Source organism: Brevibacterium sp. SMBL_HHYL_HB1, from assembly GCF_018208375.1.
Taxonomy (GTDB): domain Bacteria; phylum Actinomycetota; class Actinomycetes; order Actinomycetales; family Brevibacteriaceae; genus Brevibacterium; species Brevibacterium intestinavium.
In genome coordinates, this window is the sequence record NZ_CP062936.1 from 3,805,884 (window position 1) to 3,820,928 (window position 15,045).

Consider the following 15,045-nt stretch of genomic DNA (forward strand, 5'->3'; position numbering starts at 1 on the left):
TTGTCGGGTGCATGATGGAACCGCACCGCTGATCTGAATCATGAAAGGGACATCTCATGGCAGAACTTGCGAACCGCCGCGCACTCGTCACCGGAGGCGCCTCCGGACTCGGCAAGGCGATCAGCCGCGCCTTCGCCGACGCCGGCGCCCAGGTCGTCGTCGCCGATGTCGACGCGGAGTCCGCGGAGGCCGTGGCCGCCGAGATCGGAGGTCAGTCCTGGACGGTCAACCTCGCGGACACCTCGGCGCTGGACGGGGTCGACCTCGACGTCGACATCCTCGTCAACAATGCCGGCATCCAGAGGATCCACCCGATCACCGAGTTCCCGATCGAGGACTGGCGGCTGATCAACACGCTCATGCTCGAGGCGCCGTTCGTGCTCACCAAGGCCGCACTGCCGAAGATGTGCGAACGCGGCTGGGGTCGCATCATCAACCTCTCGTCCATCCACGGGCTGCGCGCCTCGCCGAACAAATCAGCCTATGTCGCGGCCAAGCACGGACTCATGGGGCTGACGAAGGCGACCGCGCTCGAGGCCGGTCCGCACGGAGTGACCTGCAACGCGATCAACCCGGGATATGTGCTCACACCCCTGGTCAAGGGGCAGATCGCCGATCAGGCCACGGCGAACGGCATCAGCGAGGACGAGGTGCTCGATCAGGTCTTCCTCGGACATTCCGCGGTGCCCAAGCTCGCCGAACCCGATGACATCGCGGCGATCGCGCTCTTCCTCGCCGGTGAGCACGCCGCCGTCGTCAACGGCAGCGCCCACAGCATCGACGGAGGCTGGTCCGCCGCCTGAACCCTGCCCGGTCGTGGCCCGGCACCCGGGCAGGGGCTGGCATCCGGCCGCGGCCCGGCATCCGGGCGTGGCCCGGCACCCAAGGCGTGCGCCGGCACCCAGACGCGGGTCAGAGGACCTCGAGCACGCTGCGGACGCCGGAATTGCGCAGCGACTCGTGACGGACCGAGGCCCAGTACGAGACCGGTTTCGAGAACTGCTCGGGCAGCACCGGCAGCAGGCGCGAATTGTCGCGGGCGAGGAAATCGGGCAGGATTCCGATCCCGACCCCCTCGGAGGTGGCGAGCACATGCGCATGCACCGAGGTGGAACGGAAGAAGCCGTTCCCACGGGGCAGGGCATCGGCCACCTCGTCGAGATCATCGACCTGCAGCGAGTTCTCGATGTAGTAGATCATCCGATGTTCGGCCAGGCCTTCGAGGGTCCGCGGCATGCTGTGCGCAGCGATGTAGTCCTGTGAGGCGTAGAGCTGGAGCCGGTAGTCGCGGATGTGCTTGGCGACGGACCGCGGGGCATCCGGGCGGCCCACGACGACCTCGATGTCGACGCCGGACCGATACTGGCGGGCTCTCTGCGTGGCGGTGATGAGTTCGACCTGCAGTCCCGGATGCCGCTGCTGCAGCGAGGTCAGCGCCGGGACCGCGTACTCGAGGGCGAAGGCCTGCGGACAGGCCAGGCGAATCGTGCCGGCCAGGGCGGAGCTCGCATGCGCATCGATCCGACCGAGTGCCGCCTCGATGTCCTCGGCGATCGGCAGGAGCTGACGCCCGGCGGCGTTGAGCTCCCAACCGTCGGGGGAGGCCACGAGCACGCGCTCGCCATAGGCCTTCTCGAGCGCAGTGATGCGTCGCGAGACGGTCGTGTGATTGAGGCCGAGGCTGTGGGCGGCGGCCGTGAACTTCCCCAGACGAGCGACGGCGAGCAGAGTCAGCAGATCCTCCGGGGCGATCTGCTGACCGGATCCGCCTGGTGCATATGAGGCCATAGACGTCCCATTCTATCTGCGTACGTGCACATAACCGGTGCGGAATAGGTGAGCGCCTCAGCGGATCGCTGCGTCCTGACTGGCGTAGTGTGAGAGAGAACACTGTGTTAGAGACGAACATGATGCGAGGAGGCATACTATGTCGACGATCGGATGGGTGGGCCTGGGCAATATGGGCCGCCCGATGACTGCGAACCTGGTCGAGGCCGGTCACACCGTCAACGGATATGATCTCGTGCCCGAGGCCGTGGCCGCGGCCGCGAAGAACGGCGTCAACCCCGTGGGATCGATCGCCGAGGCGGTCGCCGGTGCCGATATCGTCTTCACCATGCTGCCCAAGGGAGAGCACGCCCGCACGGCCTACCTCGAACCCGACGGCGTCCTGGCCCATGCGGACACCAAGACCCTCCTCGTCGACTCCTCGACGATCGACTTCGACTCCGCCCGCGTCCTCCACGCCGAGGCGGTCAAGGCCGGTTTCCGTCTCATCGACGGCCCGGTCTCCGGGGGCGTCAGCGGCGCCGAGGCGGGCACCCTGACCTTCATGCTCGGCGGAACCGACGAGGACGTCGCCGAGGCCCGCCCCGTCATCGAGGCGATGGCCGGCAATATCTTCCACGCCGGTGGTGAGGCCGCCGGCCAGGCCGCGAAGATCGTCAACAACATGATGCTCTCGATCAGCCTCCAAGGCGTCGTCGAAGGGGCCGTGCTGGCTGACCGGTTCGGCCTCGATCAGAAGGTCTTCTACGACATCGCGAAGGTGTCCTCGGGTGATTCGTGGCCGCTGCGCACCTGGTACCCGGTGCCCGGCGTGACCGAGACCGCCGCGGCGAACAACGACTTCAAGGCCGGCTTCGCCGCGGCCCTCATGTACAAGGACGTCGGGCTCGCGCTCGCCGGTGCCGAGACTCAGGGAGTCGACCTTCCCGCGGCCGCCCTCGTCCACGCCCAGCTGCAGAAGCTCGTGGATGACGACCTCGGCGGCCTCGACACCTCGGCGCTGATCAAGAACATCGACCCGAACGCCGAGGGCCTGCCGAAATAGCCCGTGCCCGGCCGAGCCGCCGGCCGCTCCCACGTGCCCGCATCCGATGCTTCCTGGGTGTCTGCGGCACAGGGACGTTCGAACTCCGGTAGATCCGTGTCGAAATTCCGGACGTCTGTCGACACGGATCTACCGCTGTTCGTCGAGGAGCGATCAGATCGACTCCGGAATCACCCCCAGCCGACGGTCCTGATGCCTGGAGGGCACACCGCATCTGAAACTTCTGCGGGCTCGTGGAAGACTGGAGGCATGAGTACGCCTGATTCGACCCTTACGCTGTCCCCGGACGACATCACCGCCATCACCGGCAACCTCGACGAGGTGGCCGAACGCGCCCGAGCCGCCGCCGAGGCGAGCGGCCGCGACGGTGACGCGGTGAAGGTGATGCTGGCGACGAAGACGCAGCCGGCCGAGAAGATCCGAGTGGCCCTCGACCACGGATTCACGCTCATCGGCGAGAACAAGGTGCAGGAGATCGTCGGCAAGGCCGAGGCGTTGGCCGACCTGGCCCCGGAGACCCACCTCATCGGGCCCCTGCAGAGGAACAAGGTCAACCACACCCTGCGTCACGCCAGCTGCATCCAGTCGGTCGACAACCTCGCGCTCGCCGAGAAGATCAGCAACCGCCTCGAGGTGATCGACGAGACCGTCGAATACTTCGTCCAGGTCAACACCTCACGCGAGGACTCGAAGTTCGGAGTCGCCCCCGAAGACGCCGAGGCCCTCATCGCCGAGACCCGCGAGCTCGAACGGATGCGGCTGCGCGGGCTGATGACCATCGGCCTGCCCGGCAGCAGCGCCGAGGAGATCCGCCCCAGCTACGCCGATCTGCGCGAACTGAGCGAACGGCTGCGGGAGAAGGGCGTCATGCCCGCCGAGGCGACCGAACTGTCGATGGGCATGAGCGGGGACTTCGAGCTCGCGATCTCCGAGGGAGCGACCATGGTCCGCGTCGGCTCGAGCGTGTTTGGGGCCCGCGACTACTCGTAAGCGGTCGGGCGCGGTACCTGTCGCGCCCGGCCCCAGCCGGGACCGGACCAGCCGGGACCGGCCGTCCCGAGCCCGGGCCGGTCACACGATGACACCGGGGAGGCCGCCTCGGCGCAGGATCTGCGATCATGGAGTCATGACCAGCAGCCCGGAAGAATCCACCCCGACCGCCGCCTCGGCGGGCACCAGCGCAACCGCGACGCAGACGAAGTCCTCGACGCATGACGTCAAGGTCCGCGCCCCCGAACTCATCGGCCGCCGGTGGATGAACTCCGGTGGCAAGGAGCTGACCCTGGCGGACCTGCGCGGCAAGGTCGTCCTGTTGGACTTCTGGACCTTCTGCTGCATCAACTGCCTTCACGTCCTCGACGAGCTGCGCCCGCTCGAGGAGAAGTACGCCAAGGAACTCGTCATCATCGGCGTCCACTCCCCGAAGTTCGAGTTCGAACGCACCGTCGAGGCCGTCGACCAGGCCGTGGAGCGCTACCAGGTCGAACACCTCGTCCTCGACGACCCCGACCTCATCACCTGGCAGGCCTACACCGCCCGAGCTTGGCCGACACTGGCCGTGATCGACCCCGAGGGCTACCTCGTGGCGACGATGTCGGGCGAGGGCCACGCCGCCGGGCTGACCGAGATCATCGAGGGCCTCATCTCCGAGCATTCGGCCAAGGGCACCCTCCACTCCGGGGACGGCCCCTATGTCCCGCCGCCGGCCCCGGAGACTGACCTGTTCTACCCGGGCAAGACCGCGAGGCTGCCCTCGGGGCACCTGCTCGTGGCCGACTCCGGTCACCACAGCCTCGTCGAATACGACGCCGACGGCGCCGCGATCATCCGCCGCATCGGCTCCGGCGCCCGCGGGTGGGTCGACGGGGACTTCGCCTCGGCGGCCTTCAGCGAACCTGGCGGCATCACGGTGCTGCCCGATGACCTTGCCGAGCAGGTCGGCTACCAGCTCGTCGTCGCCGACACCGTCAACCACACACTGCGCGGGATCGACCTCGAAACCGAGACCGTGACGACGATCGCCGGCACCGGGCAGCAGCACATGGTCGGTGCCGTCGACAACGTCCGCGGCAAGCACGGTGAGCTGGGACGATACGACGGACCCGCGCGTGACGTGAAGCTGTCCTCGCCGTGGGACGTCCTCTTCGTCCCCGCCACCGCCGAGGTGGTCGTGGCGATGGCCGGCAACCACACCATCTGGTCCTTCCGCCCCCAGGACGGCACGATCCGTCTGCTCTCGGGCACGATGAATGAGGGGCTGACCGACGGAGACGGCGAGAGCGCCTGGTACGCCCAGTCCTCCGGTCTCGATCTCGCCCCCGACGGCAGGGTGCTCGTGGCCGACTCCGAGACCTCGGCGATCCGACGCCTCGACCCCGCCACCGGAGAGGTCGCGACACTCGTCGGCGTCGGCCTCTTCGACTTCGGCTTCCGCGACGGCCCGGCCGACCAAGCCCGCCTCCAGCATCCGCTGGGTGTGCGCAGCCTGCCCGACGGGTCGATCGCGATCGCTGACACCTACAACGGCGCCATCCGCCGCTTCGACCCGACCACCGACGAGGTCACGACGCTGGCCCGAGGGCTGCGCGAACCCTCGGACATCCTCGTCATCGACGCCGGTGCGACCAGCGGGGCAGAGGGCTCACGCGAGGCCGAACTCCTCGTCGTCGAATCCGCGGCCCACGCGCTGACCAGGGTGAAACTGCCCAAGGACGCGCAGAAGGTCGACGAAGGCGCCCTGACGACGAAGCGGCCGTCGACCGAGATCGCCTCCGGGCCGGTGACGATCGGCGTGAGCTTCACCGTTCCGGCCGGTCAGAAACTCGACGATCGGTGGGGCGATCCCACCTTCCTGCAGGTCTCCGCCACACCACCGGAACTTCTCGTCTCCGGCGACGGGGGAGCCGAAGGGCTCAGCCGCGACATCGTCATCAACCGCGACCTCGACGGCGGCGTGCTCCATGTGACCGCTCGCGCCGCCGCCTGTGACGGTGAGCCCGGCGGAGAGATCCCGCTCCACGCGGCCTGCCATCTCTACCAGCAGGACTGGGGCATCCCCGTCGAGCTCAAGGACTCGGCGCCGAGGGAGCTCCACCTCGACCTCCGCGGAGCCTGAGGCGTCCCGCACGGTCCCGCGGCCTCCGGAGCGCCCCCGTTTGTGGTCACTGCGCCGAGGTGAATTCGACGAATCGAGCTGCTCGCCTCGGCGCAGCGACCACAAGCGGGCGTCGGCCCGCGCTCACACGACCGAGATGTCGCCCATGCGTCGCGGTTCGAAGCTGACCTGGGAGGACTTGACGACGACCGAGCCGCCGAGGACGAAGGAGAGCTTCTCGTCGAGATCGTGCTCGGCCGCGGTGACGATGTCCCGGTAGCGCCCCTTGACCCGGACCTCCACGGTCGAAGGAGTGAGCTCGAGGTCGTTGCCTGAGGAAGTGAGGCTGATCTCCGGTCTGCGCTCGAGCGACCAGGAGATGTCGCCGATGATCTCGTTGTCGGTGTCGTAGCCGAAGACACAGCCCGCGGGCATGAGCGTCTTCGCTTTCACACAGTCCTCGAGATGCTCGGTGACCTGCTCGGTCACGGTGTCTTCGAGCTTGGCCGTCGGCTCGGGCGAGAGCTTGACGGTGGGGGAGTCGCCGGGGGCGGTCACCTCGGCGCGTTCGGATTTCGATTTGAGGTAGGTCGCGTCGAAGCCGACGAGGTAGCTGGCCGGAAACAGCACGGGAACGGAGCCGGCGCTGACGCCGTAGCCGTTGACCGTCGCCGTCGACGAGCCCGAGACGTCGAGGGCCAGGGTCGGCCATTCCTTCTGCTCGATGGCCCAGCGGTCGAAGAGGCCTGCGCTCGCAGGCAATTTGACCATGGTCAGATCGATGGTCCGCTCCTGCGAGGACAGGTTGTAGCTGAGGCGGACCTTCGCCTGTTCGCCGTCGACGGAGACGGTCTCGGCTTCGGGCTCCCGCGGCAGGTCGGGCGCGGCCGAGAGCACCTCGCTGCTCAGCGCCAACGTCGATGACGGAGTCGGCGCGGACAGATAGGAGAAGGCCCGTTGGGCGTCCCCGTCCTCAAGCGCGTCGATATAGGCCTCAGCGGCCCTGGCCGGAGTGTAGACGGTGAGGTTGATGAGGGGAACCGCCGCGACCGTGAGGACGATGATCGTCAGCGCCGAGATCAGAAGCTTGCGCGAGGTTCGCATGGCTCTCCTGATTCGGTCGGGGACGGAGCAGTGTCAAGTGTATCCGCCGGACCTCACTCAACCGAGTAGGCATGCAGCGCTGAGGTGTCGACCTCGACGAAGACATGGGTGCCGACCCGGACGTTGGCGCGCAGCTGCGCGATCGTCGAGCCCAGCCCCGGATGGATCACTCCGAACCCGGCCTCGGTGCTGCCGCCGGTGACCCCGGCGAGATCGGCCAGGTCGACATCGAGGGCGAGCCCCATCTCGGTGTCGACCGGGGACAGTTTCGCCTGCAGGCAGGAACCGCGATCGCGCAGCCCGGTCACGATCGCTTCGAACACCGTCGCCGAGGTGAACGCCGGGTCGTGCTCATCCAACGACAGCCGCGCGGCGCGCCAACCGAGGGTGACGAAGACCTTCCCGTCGAGTTCGGTGCGGGCGCGCACGGCCGAATGGCCGATGGACAGCCAGCCCTTGCGCGCCAGCCCCGAATAGACGTTGACGCCGCTGAGTTCGGCCGGCAGCGATCCTCGGGGCTCACTGACGACCTGCTCCAAGGAGCCGAGGGCGACGAGCTGGTCCTTCTCGATATCGGCCACGCCCGCCTCGGCGATGGTGTGGTCGGTGAGAGAGTTCGAGCTGAACACGACACCGCGTCCGTCGTGAGCGACGAGTTCGGCGAAGCGATTGCGCAGCCCCGTGCGCAGGTGCCCCGGCACCGAGGCGAACGGATCGATGAGCGTCAGCCACTTCGCGCCGCTCGCCCAGGCCGCGGCCAGACGAAGACGGGCCCGGTCGACGGAATCGAGATCGTCGATGCGTCGCCGCAGAATCTCCGGCCGCAGCCCGAAGGTCGTCAGCGCGGTCGATTCGGCCATAGCAGCCGCCGATGCCGCCTCCCCAGATCCGGCATCGGCGTGGCGAAGATAGCTGTTCATCCACCTGCGCACACGCAGACGACCCGACCGGCGTCCGGTCGGGAAGCGTGGCGGTGGTGCGACGTGGGGCAGGGCGGCCACGGACAGCACCACCGAGGTGGTGCTGTCCGGGCTGCCCATGATCCCGAGCATTGTCCCTGCTCGCAGACGTCCGAGGTCGATCTCGCGTCTGTCGAGCTGCAGCCCCGCGAGGGACAATTCATCGTTCAATTCAGTTTAGAACTCCGCCGGGTCGTCGGTGGCGTTCATCCGCCGACGGGTGATGATGACTGCTGCCGCACCGACGGCGAGCAGACCGACGCCCAGCGCCAGTCCTGTCATCTCGGCACCGGTGCGCGGCAGATCGCTGCCGGCGGAATCCGAGCCGTTGCCGTCCTCGTCGACCGCGGTGCCGTTGGTCAGCACCGTGAAGCTTCCGCCCTGGGGCTCGTCGAAGCTCTCGGCCTGGGCGCGGACGTTGTAGGTTCCGAGCACGGCCTTGACCTTGGCCTGGACACCGAAGGTGGCCTTGCCCTCGGAATCGGCTTCCTTGGTCATCGTGTAGCGATCGACCTTGCCCTGGGCATGCTCGACCGTGATCGTGATCTTCTCACCGGGCTGGGCGCCGGTGACGCCGAGTTTGATGCCCTCGTTGAGGAAGTCCTCGGAGCTGATCTCGGTCGGATCGATGGACAGAGCCTGCTTGGCAGCGGCCGGTTCCTTCTTGTCCTCGGATCCGGGGCTGGCCGGCCCGGTGGACTCGGACGACTGGCCTTCGGACTGTTCGTCCTCGGAAGCGCCGGAGTCCTCGGTGTCCTCGTCGGTCTCCGGAGCCTTGCCCTCGGGTGTCTCGGCCTTGTCGTCGTCTTCGGCGTTCGCGTCATCATCGGACTTCGCGTCGTTGTCAGACGAGCCTTCGTCGTCGGCCTTGGCGTCGTCGTCAGACGCGCCCTCGTCATCGGACTTGGCGTCATCGCCCGTGGGCTGCTTGGCCGGGCCCGGGTTGAGGCGCCTGGCGCGGTCCTTGTCGTCGTCGGTCTTCGACGGACTCGGAGTGCTCGATTCCGAAGGCTTCTCGGTTTCGGTCTCCGTGGGCTTCGACGTGTCGGTCTCGGAAGGAGTCTCCGACGGCGTCTCGGAATCCGACGGTGTTTCGGAAGGAGTCTCCGACGCCGACTCCGAGGAATCTCCATCGTCGGCCGGCGCGGTGGTCGTCTCACAGTCGTCATTGCCGGCCGGATCGTCGACTTCGGAGTCGTCGGAGACGACCTCGAAGGTCACCTTCGAGGAGTCGGTCTCGGACTTGAGGTCGGTGAGGTAGAGCGAGTACTTCCCGACGGGGACCTTGGCGTCCTCGGTCACGGAGAAGTAGTACGTGCCGGACACTTGACCCTTCTCATCGACCGTGAGCTTCTGCTCCGGCGAGTATTCGGTGCCATCGGTGCCGACAACGGTGACAGTGGCCTTCTGGTCCGGGGAGAATCCGGTTCCGGAGAAGCCGATTCCCTCCTTCTTGTTCGCGATGTCGGTCCGGGTCACCTGCGACTGCTCAAGGGTCGCCTGTGGATCCGACTCGTCGGGAACCGAAGAATCCGATTCGGAGTCTTCGGAGTCGCTCGATGACTGCTCGCCGCTTTGGGCGCAGACCGATGTCGGAGATACCGAAGCGGTGGACTCAGTGGCTGCGAACGCCGGGGCGCTCGCAAGGCCTGTCATTGCAACGGCTACTGCGGGGGCAAGCACAAGACGCGAGGTCTTCACAGTAATGCCTTTCGATTGTTGTCTACCCACGAAAGGCGATGGGACTCCCGGCATTCCTTGGCTTAAGAAGGGGAAGGCACCATCGTGCGCGGGTCCGTACAGCTCATCACTCTAAAGCATTCACCAGTCGCTGTGGGGCGACACACGGGGAAAAACCAGCATAAAATGCCGGAATCGTTATCAGTTTGTGATCTTGTTTGGGCGTGTCGCTTGTTTGATCGCTTCCTCGGCCGCTGCCTGACTGATTGCCTGACCGCCTTCTCGACCGCGTGCCCACCCGTCCGAGCGAGTGCCCTCTCCCACGCCTCCTCGGGCACCCTCGCCGCCGCCCGCCGTGCAACGACGCGCCCGTGGATCGGCCTCGGCGGGTTCCGAGGCACTGCGGGGATGGTGATTCGAGCGTGCGGGCGGCGGAACGGCTACCATCGGATACGTGACTCTGCTTTCCGACCGCGACATCCGCGCCGAGCTCGACTCCGGCCGCATCGGTCTCGATCCCTATGACCCGTCGCTGATCCAGCCGGCCAGCGTCGATGTCTGCCTGGACCGGTACTTCCGGCTGTTCGACAATCACAAATACCCCGTCATCGATCCCAGCCTCGAGCAGCCCGAACTCACGCGTTACGTCGAGGCCGCTCCCGGTGAGCCGTTCGTCCTCCACCCCGGCGAGTTCGTCCTCGCCTCCAGCCACGAGCTCGTGACCCTGCCCGATGACGTGGCCGCCCGCCTCGAGGGCAAGTCGTCGCTGGGTCGGCTCGGCCTGCTCACGCACTCGACCGCCGGCTTCATCGATCCCGGGTTCAGCGGACACGTCACTCTGGAGCTGTCCAATGTCGCGACCCTTCCGATCACACTGTGGCCGGGAATGAAGATCGGACAGCTGTGCTTCTTCCGTCTCAGCTCCTCGGCGGTCCACCCCTACGGTTCGCAGGCCACGGGCAACCGGTACCAGGGTCAGCGCGGTCCGACCGCCTCCCGTTCGCATCTCAACTTCTACCGGAGGGGCATGTGATCACCCGCCGCGAACTGCGGCTGCAACGTGAAGCCGCCGAACGCGCCGCCCGCGAACAGTCCACCGGCGCAGGCTCATCGGCCGCTCCCGAGGCCACCGCCACCGGTCGCCGCCGGACCGGGATGCCGTCGACCGGCAGACCCGGATACGGCGGGCACGGGGCCTCTGTTCCGGTCGAGACCCCCACCTCGGCGGATCTGCGGGGATTCCACCTGCTCCTCCTCGACGACGGGGTCGAGGTCTCCGATGTCCTCGCGCTCATCCACAACAAGCTGCCGGATCTGCCCCCGCGACTGGACGGGCACGGACAGATGCGGTTGAGCCGGCACTCCCGGCTGAGCGCCGGCGTCGCCCTCGAGCCCGCCGACGCCGCCGCGCTCGAGGTCCCCGACTGGGCCCGTCACGCCCTCGTGCTCGACTGCCCCCGCGATCGCCAGCCCGTCCCGCCTCCGGAATGGTTCGCCGATGCCGACGGACTCCACAAGGCCTTCCCGGCCGGAATGCCCGAACGGGAGGAGGAGCGGATGCTCAGCCTCATGCTCTCGATCGCCTCCCGCCTGCACACCGGTGTCCGCCTGGCCGATGAGCCCGAGATGTCCACACGTGTGATCGTCCCCGACCCCGATGCGAAGGTCGACCTCTACATCTACTCGCCCTACTGGCTGGAGCCGAACGTGGCGCTGGACTTCGTGCGTCGGCACGCCCCACACGCCTTCCAGCAGGCGCTGCCGACCCCCGACGAGGATGTGCTGGCGCAGGTGAGCATCGACGACCCGCTCTTCGATCCCTCCGCCCCCGTCATCCTCGACGGCTATGCCCTCCTCGTCCCTCTCGGGGAGATCTCCGAGGCCGCCGGCGGCCTCGAGATCCGGGTGATGGAGGCCGAATGGGTGCCGCCGATCATCGCTGCCCACTCGAACTCTCCGCAGATCGAATACCACGTGCATTGGATGGACACCGAGTCCCGTCGCTACATGCCGGGTCTGGGGCGCCGGTTCCGGCGGATGCGAGGCGAGGTCGCTCGACTGACCGACGCGATCGGTGCCGAACTCCTCGTCGGCTGCGATGGGGTGGGCCTGGACGAGAACGGTTTCCTGGTGACCAGTCGGCAGCTGCGCGAATAGCCCGGCCCGCCGTCTTCGCAAAATCAATCCGCAGACGGTCTCAGGCCCGCCATGACGGGCGAGGAGGCTTCTTACCAGAGCTTGCCTGATTGGGGAAACGAGTCCTGCTCGTGCAAAAATAAGGCTACGAACCTTTTCCAGGCAAATGACGGAGGTGGCTGCCGGTGATAGCCATGACAGGTGCCTTCTTCGGCGCTTCTGTCATAGCCTACCCCTTGGTTCGCCTCCTCGGCCGCAGCGGCTTCTTCCTCCTCGCCCTCGTCCCGTTGACCGGACTGCTCTACAGCCTGTCGACGATCCCCGACCTCTTCAGTCCGCACGCGCAGCCCCTCGTCGAGAGCCTCGACTGGCTGCCGGCGCTCGGCCTCGAGGGAGTCTTCCGCCTCGACGTGCTCTCCTGGATCATGACGCTGCTCGTGACCGGCATCGGAGCACTCGTCTTCGTCTACTGCGCTCGCTACTTCCCGCCCGACGAACCCGGCCTGGCCCGGTTCGCCGGCATCTTCATGGCCTTCGCCGCCATGATGTACGGTCTCGTCATCGCCGACGAGCTGCTCATGCTCTACCTGTTCTGGGAAGGCACCACCGTCTTCTCCTACCTGCTCATCGGCCACAGCCAATCACGACGCCGCTCCCGCCAGGCGGCTCTGCAGGCGCTGATCGTCACCACCGCCGGCGGCCTGGCCATGCTCGTGGGCATGGTCCTGCTCATCACCGCCACGGGCACCGGACGCATCTCGGCGCTGGTCGACCGCGCCCAGCTGGGCATGGACACCGGTCCGGTCATCATCTCCGCGATCATCCTCATCCTCATCGGCGCGATCTCGAAGTCCGCGCTCATGCCCTTCCACTTCTGGCTGCCGGGCGCGATGGCCGCCCCCACCCCGGTCAGTGCCTACCTTCACGCCGCGGCCATGGTCAAGGCCGGAATCTACCTGGTGCTGCGTCTGGCGCCGGGCTACAACAACCTTCCCGGCTGGTCGGAGGTGCTGCTGACGCTGGGCCTGCTGACCATGTTCATCGGCGGCTGGCAGGCCCTGAAGCAGACCGACCTCAAACTGCTGCTGGCCTTCGGCACGGTCTCCCAGCTGGGCTTCCTCACCACCATGGCCTCCTTCGGCACCCCCGACATCACGAAAGCGGCGCTGGGCCTGCTCATCGCCCACGCCCTGTTCAAGTCCTGCCTGTTCCTGTGCGTGGGCATCATCGACCACCGCGCCGGCACCCGCGACCTGACGAAGCTCTCCGGCGGTTGGAAGGCTTTCCCCGTCGTGGCCGTGTGCGCGACGATCGCGGCCGCCTCGATGGCGGGGCTGCCCCCGATGTTCGGCTTCGTCGCGAAGGAAGCCGTGTACTCGACCCTGCTGACGTCTCCGGACAAGGCCACGGTCATCGCCTTCATCGGCATCATGATCGGTTCGATCCTCACCGTCGCCTACTCGGCCCGCTTCGTCTGGGGCGCCTTCTCCTCGAAGCCCGGCGTCGACGACATCGCCCGCCGCGACGAGAAGCTCACGCTCGTGATCTCCCCGCTGCTCCTCACCGTGCTCACCCTGGCCCTGGGCCCGGGGGCCGGACTCCTCGACGGCTACTTCACCGCTTGGACCTCCGCGCTGCCGGCCGTGGACGTCGGGGACGGCAGCTACCACCTGGCGCTGTGGCACGGACTCGAACCGGCGCTGGCGTTCTCGGCCGTGACGATCGTCGCCGGTGTCGCGCTCTTCATCTTCCGCCGACCGTTCGCCAGGGTGCAGACGACCCTGCCGTCGGGAATCGACTTCCACGAGCTGTACCGGAAGATGATCGGCTGGATGGAAGCGCTGGCCCTGTGGGTCACCGCACGCACCCAGCGCGGTTCCCTGCCCTTCTACCAGGGCGTGGTCTACCTCGTCCTGGTCGCCGGGATCGGGCTGGCCGTGATCGTCAACGACACCTGGAACATCGAGTTCCGACTGGCCGACACCCCGCTCGACCTCATCGTCGCCACCGTCCTCATCATCGTCGCGATCGCGGCGACCAGGGCGAAGAAGCGCTTCACCGCCGTCGTCGTCACCGGCATCTCCGGCTATGCCATGGTCGCCTACTTCGCCTTCGTCGGCTCCCCCGATCTGGCCCTGACACAGGTGCTGGTCGAGACCATCACGATCGTCGTCTTCGTCCTCGTCCTCCGCCGCCTGCCGGCCCGCATCGGCGAGTCCACCGGCCGCTTCACCCCGGCCTGGCGGGCGATCATCGGCGGAGCCGTGGGGATCACGATGATGCTCGTGGTCCTCATCGCCGCGGGAGTGCGCGTGGCCGATCCCGTCTCGACGGACTTCGGCCAGCTCGCCTACGAGATCGGCCACGGCAAGAACATCGTCAACGTCACCCTCGTCGACATCCGCGCCTGGGACACCATGGGCGAGATCTCCGTGCTCGTGGCCGCCGGCACCGGAGTCGCCGGACTCATCTTCGTCCGCGGACGCGAGGGGCACCTGCACCGATTCGAGCGGAAGAGGGACGGCACCGAGGCGGCCGGCCGGATCCGCTTCCAGCCCGTGTCCGAGGAGGTCGCCGACCTCCACCACCCCGAGCGCGAGGACCTGTCGCAGAAGCGCGTGTCCTGGCTCATCGCCGGCCGGACCCTGGCCCCGCGCAACCGGTCCATCATCCTCGAGGTCACCGCGCGCCTGATCTTCCACGCCGTCGTCGTCTTCTCCGTCTACCTCCTCTTCGCCGGCCACAACGATCCCGGCGGCGGCTTCGCGGGCGGCCTCGTCGCCGGCCTCGCCCTCGTCGTGCGCTATCTGGCCGGAGGCAAGTACGAACTCGCCGAGGCGGCCCCGTTCACTCCCTCGGCGATGCTCGGCACCGGTCTCGTCACCGCCATCGGCACCGTCATCTGCGGTTGGGTGTGGGGAGATACGGTCTTCGATTCCGCCTACATCGAAGGCGATGTGCCGCTCCTGGGACACCTGTCGTTCGGCACCTCGACCTTCTTCGACATCGGCGTCTACCTCATCGTCATCGGCCTCATGCTCGACATCCTCCGCTCCCTGGGCGCCGAGGTCGATCTGCATCAGGAACGCGACGAGATGATGCTGGCCCACCGCATCCACGACAACATCAACTTCTCCGAGAACTTGGGCTCCACCGCCGAACACCGCGCCGTGTCCGAGATCATGGACCGGGTCAATGAGCTCGACGTCGACAACGGTGCGGAAGGGGGCCGACTGTGA

At 67.3% G+C, this 15,045-nt stretch carries 10 protein-coding genes and 1 pseudogene; 7 read left to right on the forward strand and 4 right to left on the reverse strand.

Translation table 11 applies throughout. The annotated features are described in order from the left end of the window. Positions 1 to 56 precede the first annotated feature (56 nt). On the forward strand, positions 57 to 803 hold the full coding sequence (locus tag IG171_RS17370; RefSeq protein WP_212128570.1) for a 3-hydroxybutyrate dehydrogenase: 747 nt from the start codon (positions 57 to 59) through the stop codon (positions 801 to 803). A gap of 109 nt (positions 804 to 912) precedes the next feature. On the opposite strand, the gene IG171_RS17375 is transcribed toward IG171_RS17370, so the two are convergent. Beyond that, positions 913 to 1,788 carry a LysR family transcriptional regulator gene (locus IG171_RS17375; protein ID WP_212128571.1) on the reverse strand — a complete coding sequence of 292 codons (876 nt, stop codon included), beginning with the start codon at positions 1,786 to 1,788 and terminating at the stop codon, positions 913 to 915. 124 nt (positions 1,789 to 1,912) lie between these two features. Here IG171_RS17375 and mmsB point away from each other — a divergent pair. The 3 genes and pseudogenes from mmsB to IG171_RS17390 all read left to right on the forward strand — a co-directional run. After that, positions 1,913 to 2,833, forward strand: a pseudogene (gene mmsB / locus IG171_RS17380) (3-hydroxyisobutyrate dehydrogenase); the annotation flags it as partial. A 249-nt stretch (positions 2,834 to 3,082) separates the two neighbouring features. Beyond that, positions 3,083 to 3,823 (forward strand): YggS family pyridoxal phosphate-dependent enzyme, encoded by a 741-nt coding sequence (locus IG171_RS17385; protein WP_212128573.1) that lies wholly within the window; start codon positions 3,083 to 3,085, stop codon positions 3,821 to 3,823. 136 nt (positions 3,824 to 3,959) lie between these two features. Continuing rightward, a complete protein-coding gene (locus IG171_RS17390; RefSeq protein WP_212128574.1) occupies positions 3,960 to 5,948 on the forward strand; it encodes an NHL domain-containing thioredoxin family protein in 1,989 nt (662 codons plus the stop codon). A gap of 123 nt (positions 5,949 to 6,071) precedes the next feature. Here the strand turns inward: IG171_RS17390 and IG171_RS17395 are convergent, their stop codons facing one another. Genes IG171_RS17395 through IG171_RS17405 form a run of 3 tightly spaced genes read right to left on the reverse strand, consistent with a single transcriptional unit; the run spans position 6,072 to position 9,469 of the window. Beyond that, complete coding sequence (locus tag IG171_RS17395) at positions 6,072 to 7,031, reverse strand: hypothetical protein (RefSeq protein ID WP_212128575.1); 960 nt, start codon at positions 7,029 to 7,031, stop codon at positions 6,072 to 6,074. Between the two features lie 53 nt (positions 7,032 to 7,084). Continuing rightward, the gene (locus tag IG171_RS17400) at positions 7,085 to 8,161 is read right to left on the reverse strand and encodes an ABC transporter (RefSeq protein ID WP_212128576.1); all 1,077 of its coding nucleotides are present in this window, start codon (positions 8,159 to 8,161) and stop codon (positions 7,085 to 7,087) included. A gap of 6 nt (positions 8,162 to 8,167) precedes the next feature. Next, a complete protein-coding gene (locus tag IG171_RS17405) occupies positions 8,168 to 9,469 on the reverse strand; it encodes an LPXTG cell wall anchor domain-containing protein (protein WP_212128577.1) in 1,302 nt (433 codons plus the stop codon). Positions 9,470 to 10,124: 655 nt separating this feature from the next. Between IG171_RS17405 and dcd the strand changes: the two genes are divergently transcribed. The 3 genes from dcd (at position 10,125) to IG171_RS17420 (ending at position 15,045) form a co-directional block, all read left to right on the forward strand. Continuing rightward, positions 10,125 to 10,703, forward strand: a complete 579-nt coding sequence (dcd, locus tag IG171_RS17410) for a dCTP deaminase (protein ID WP_212128578.1) — start codon at positions 10,125 to 10,127, stop codon at positions 10,701 to 10,703. Continuing rightward, entirely contained in the window at positions 10,700 to 11,827 is a 1,128-nt protein-coding gene (locus tag IG171_RS17415; protein WP_249203789.1) for a hypothetical protein, read from the forward strand. The genes dcd and IG171_RS17415 overlap by 4 nt, the downstream gene beginning before the upstream one ends. 173 nt (positions 11,828 to 12,000) lie before the next feature. Further along, positions 12,001 to 15,045: a Na+/H+ antiporter subunit A gene (locus tag IG171_RS17420; RefSeq protein ID WP_212131768.1), complete on the forward strand. Its 3,045-nt coding sequence runs from the start codon at positions 12,001 to 12,003 to the stop codon at positions 15,043 to 15,045.

Bases quoted from the DNA above. Each gene is read 5' to 3' on its own strand.
- IG171_RS17370 (WP_212128570.1), top strand. From the start codon at position 57: ATGGCAGAACTTGCGAACCGCCGCGCACTCGTCACCGGAGGCGCCTCC.
- IG171_RS17375 (WP_212128571.1), bottom strand. From the start codon at position 1,788: ATGGCCTCATATGCACCAGGCGGATCCGGTCAGCAGATCGCCCCGGAG.
- IG171_RS17385 (WP_212128573.1), top strand. From the start codon at position 3,083: ATGAGTACGCCTGATTCGACCCTTACGCTGTCCCCGGACGACATCACC.
- IG171_RS17390 (WP_212128574.1), top strand. From the start codon at position 3,960: ATGACCAGCAGCCCGGAAGAATCCACCCCGACCGCCGCCTCGGCGGGC.
- IG171_RS17395 (WP_212128575.1), bottom strand. From the start codon at position 7,031: ATGCGAACCTCGCGCAAGCTTCTGATCTCGGCGCTGACGATCATCGTC.
- IG171_RS17420 (WP_212131768.1), top strand. From the start codon at position 12,001: ATGACAGGTGCCTTCTTCGGCGCTTCTGTCATAGCCTACCCCTTGGTT.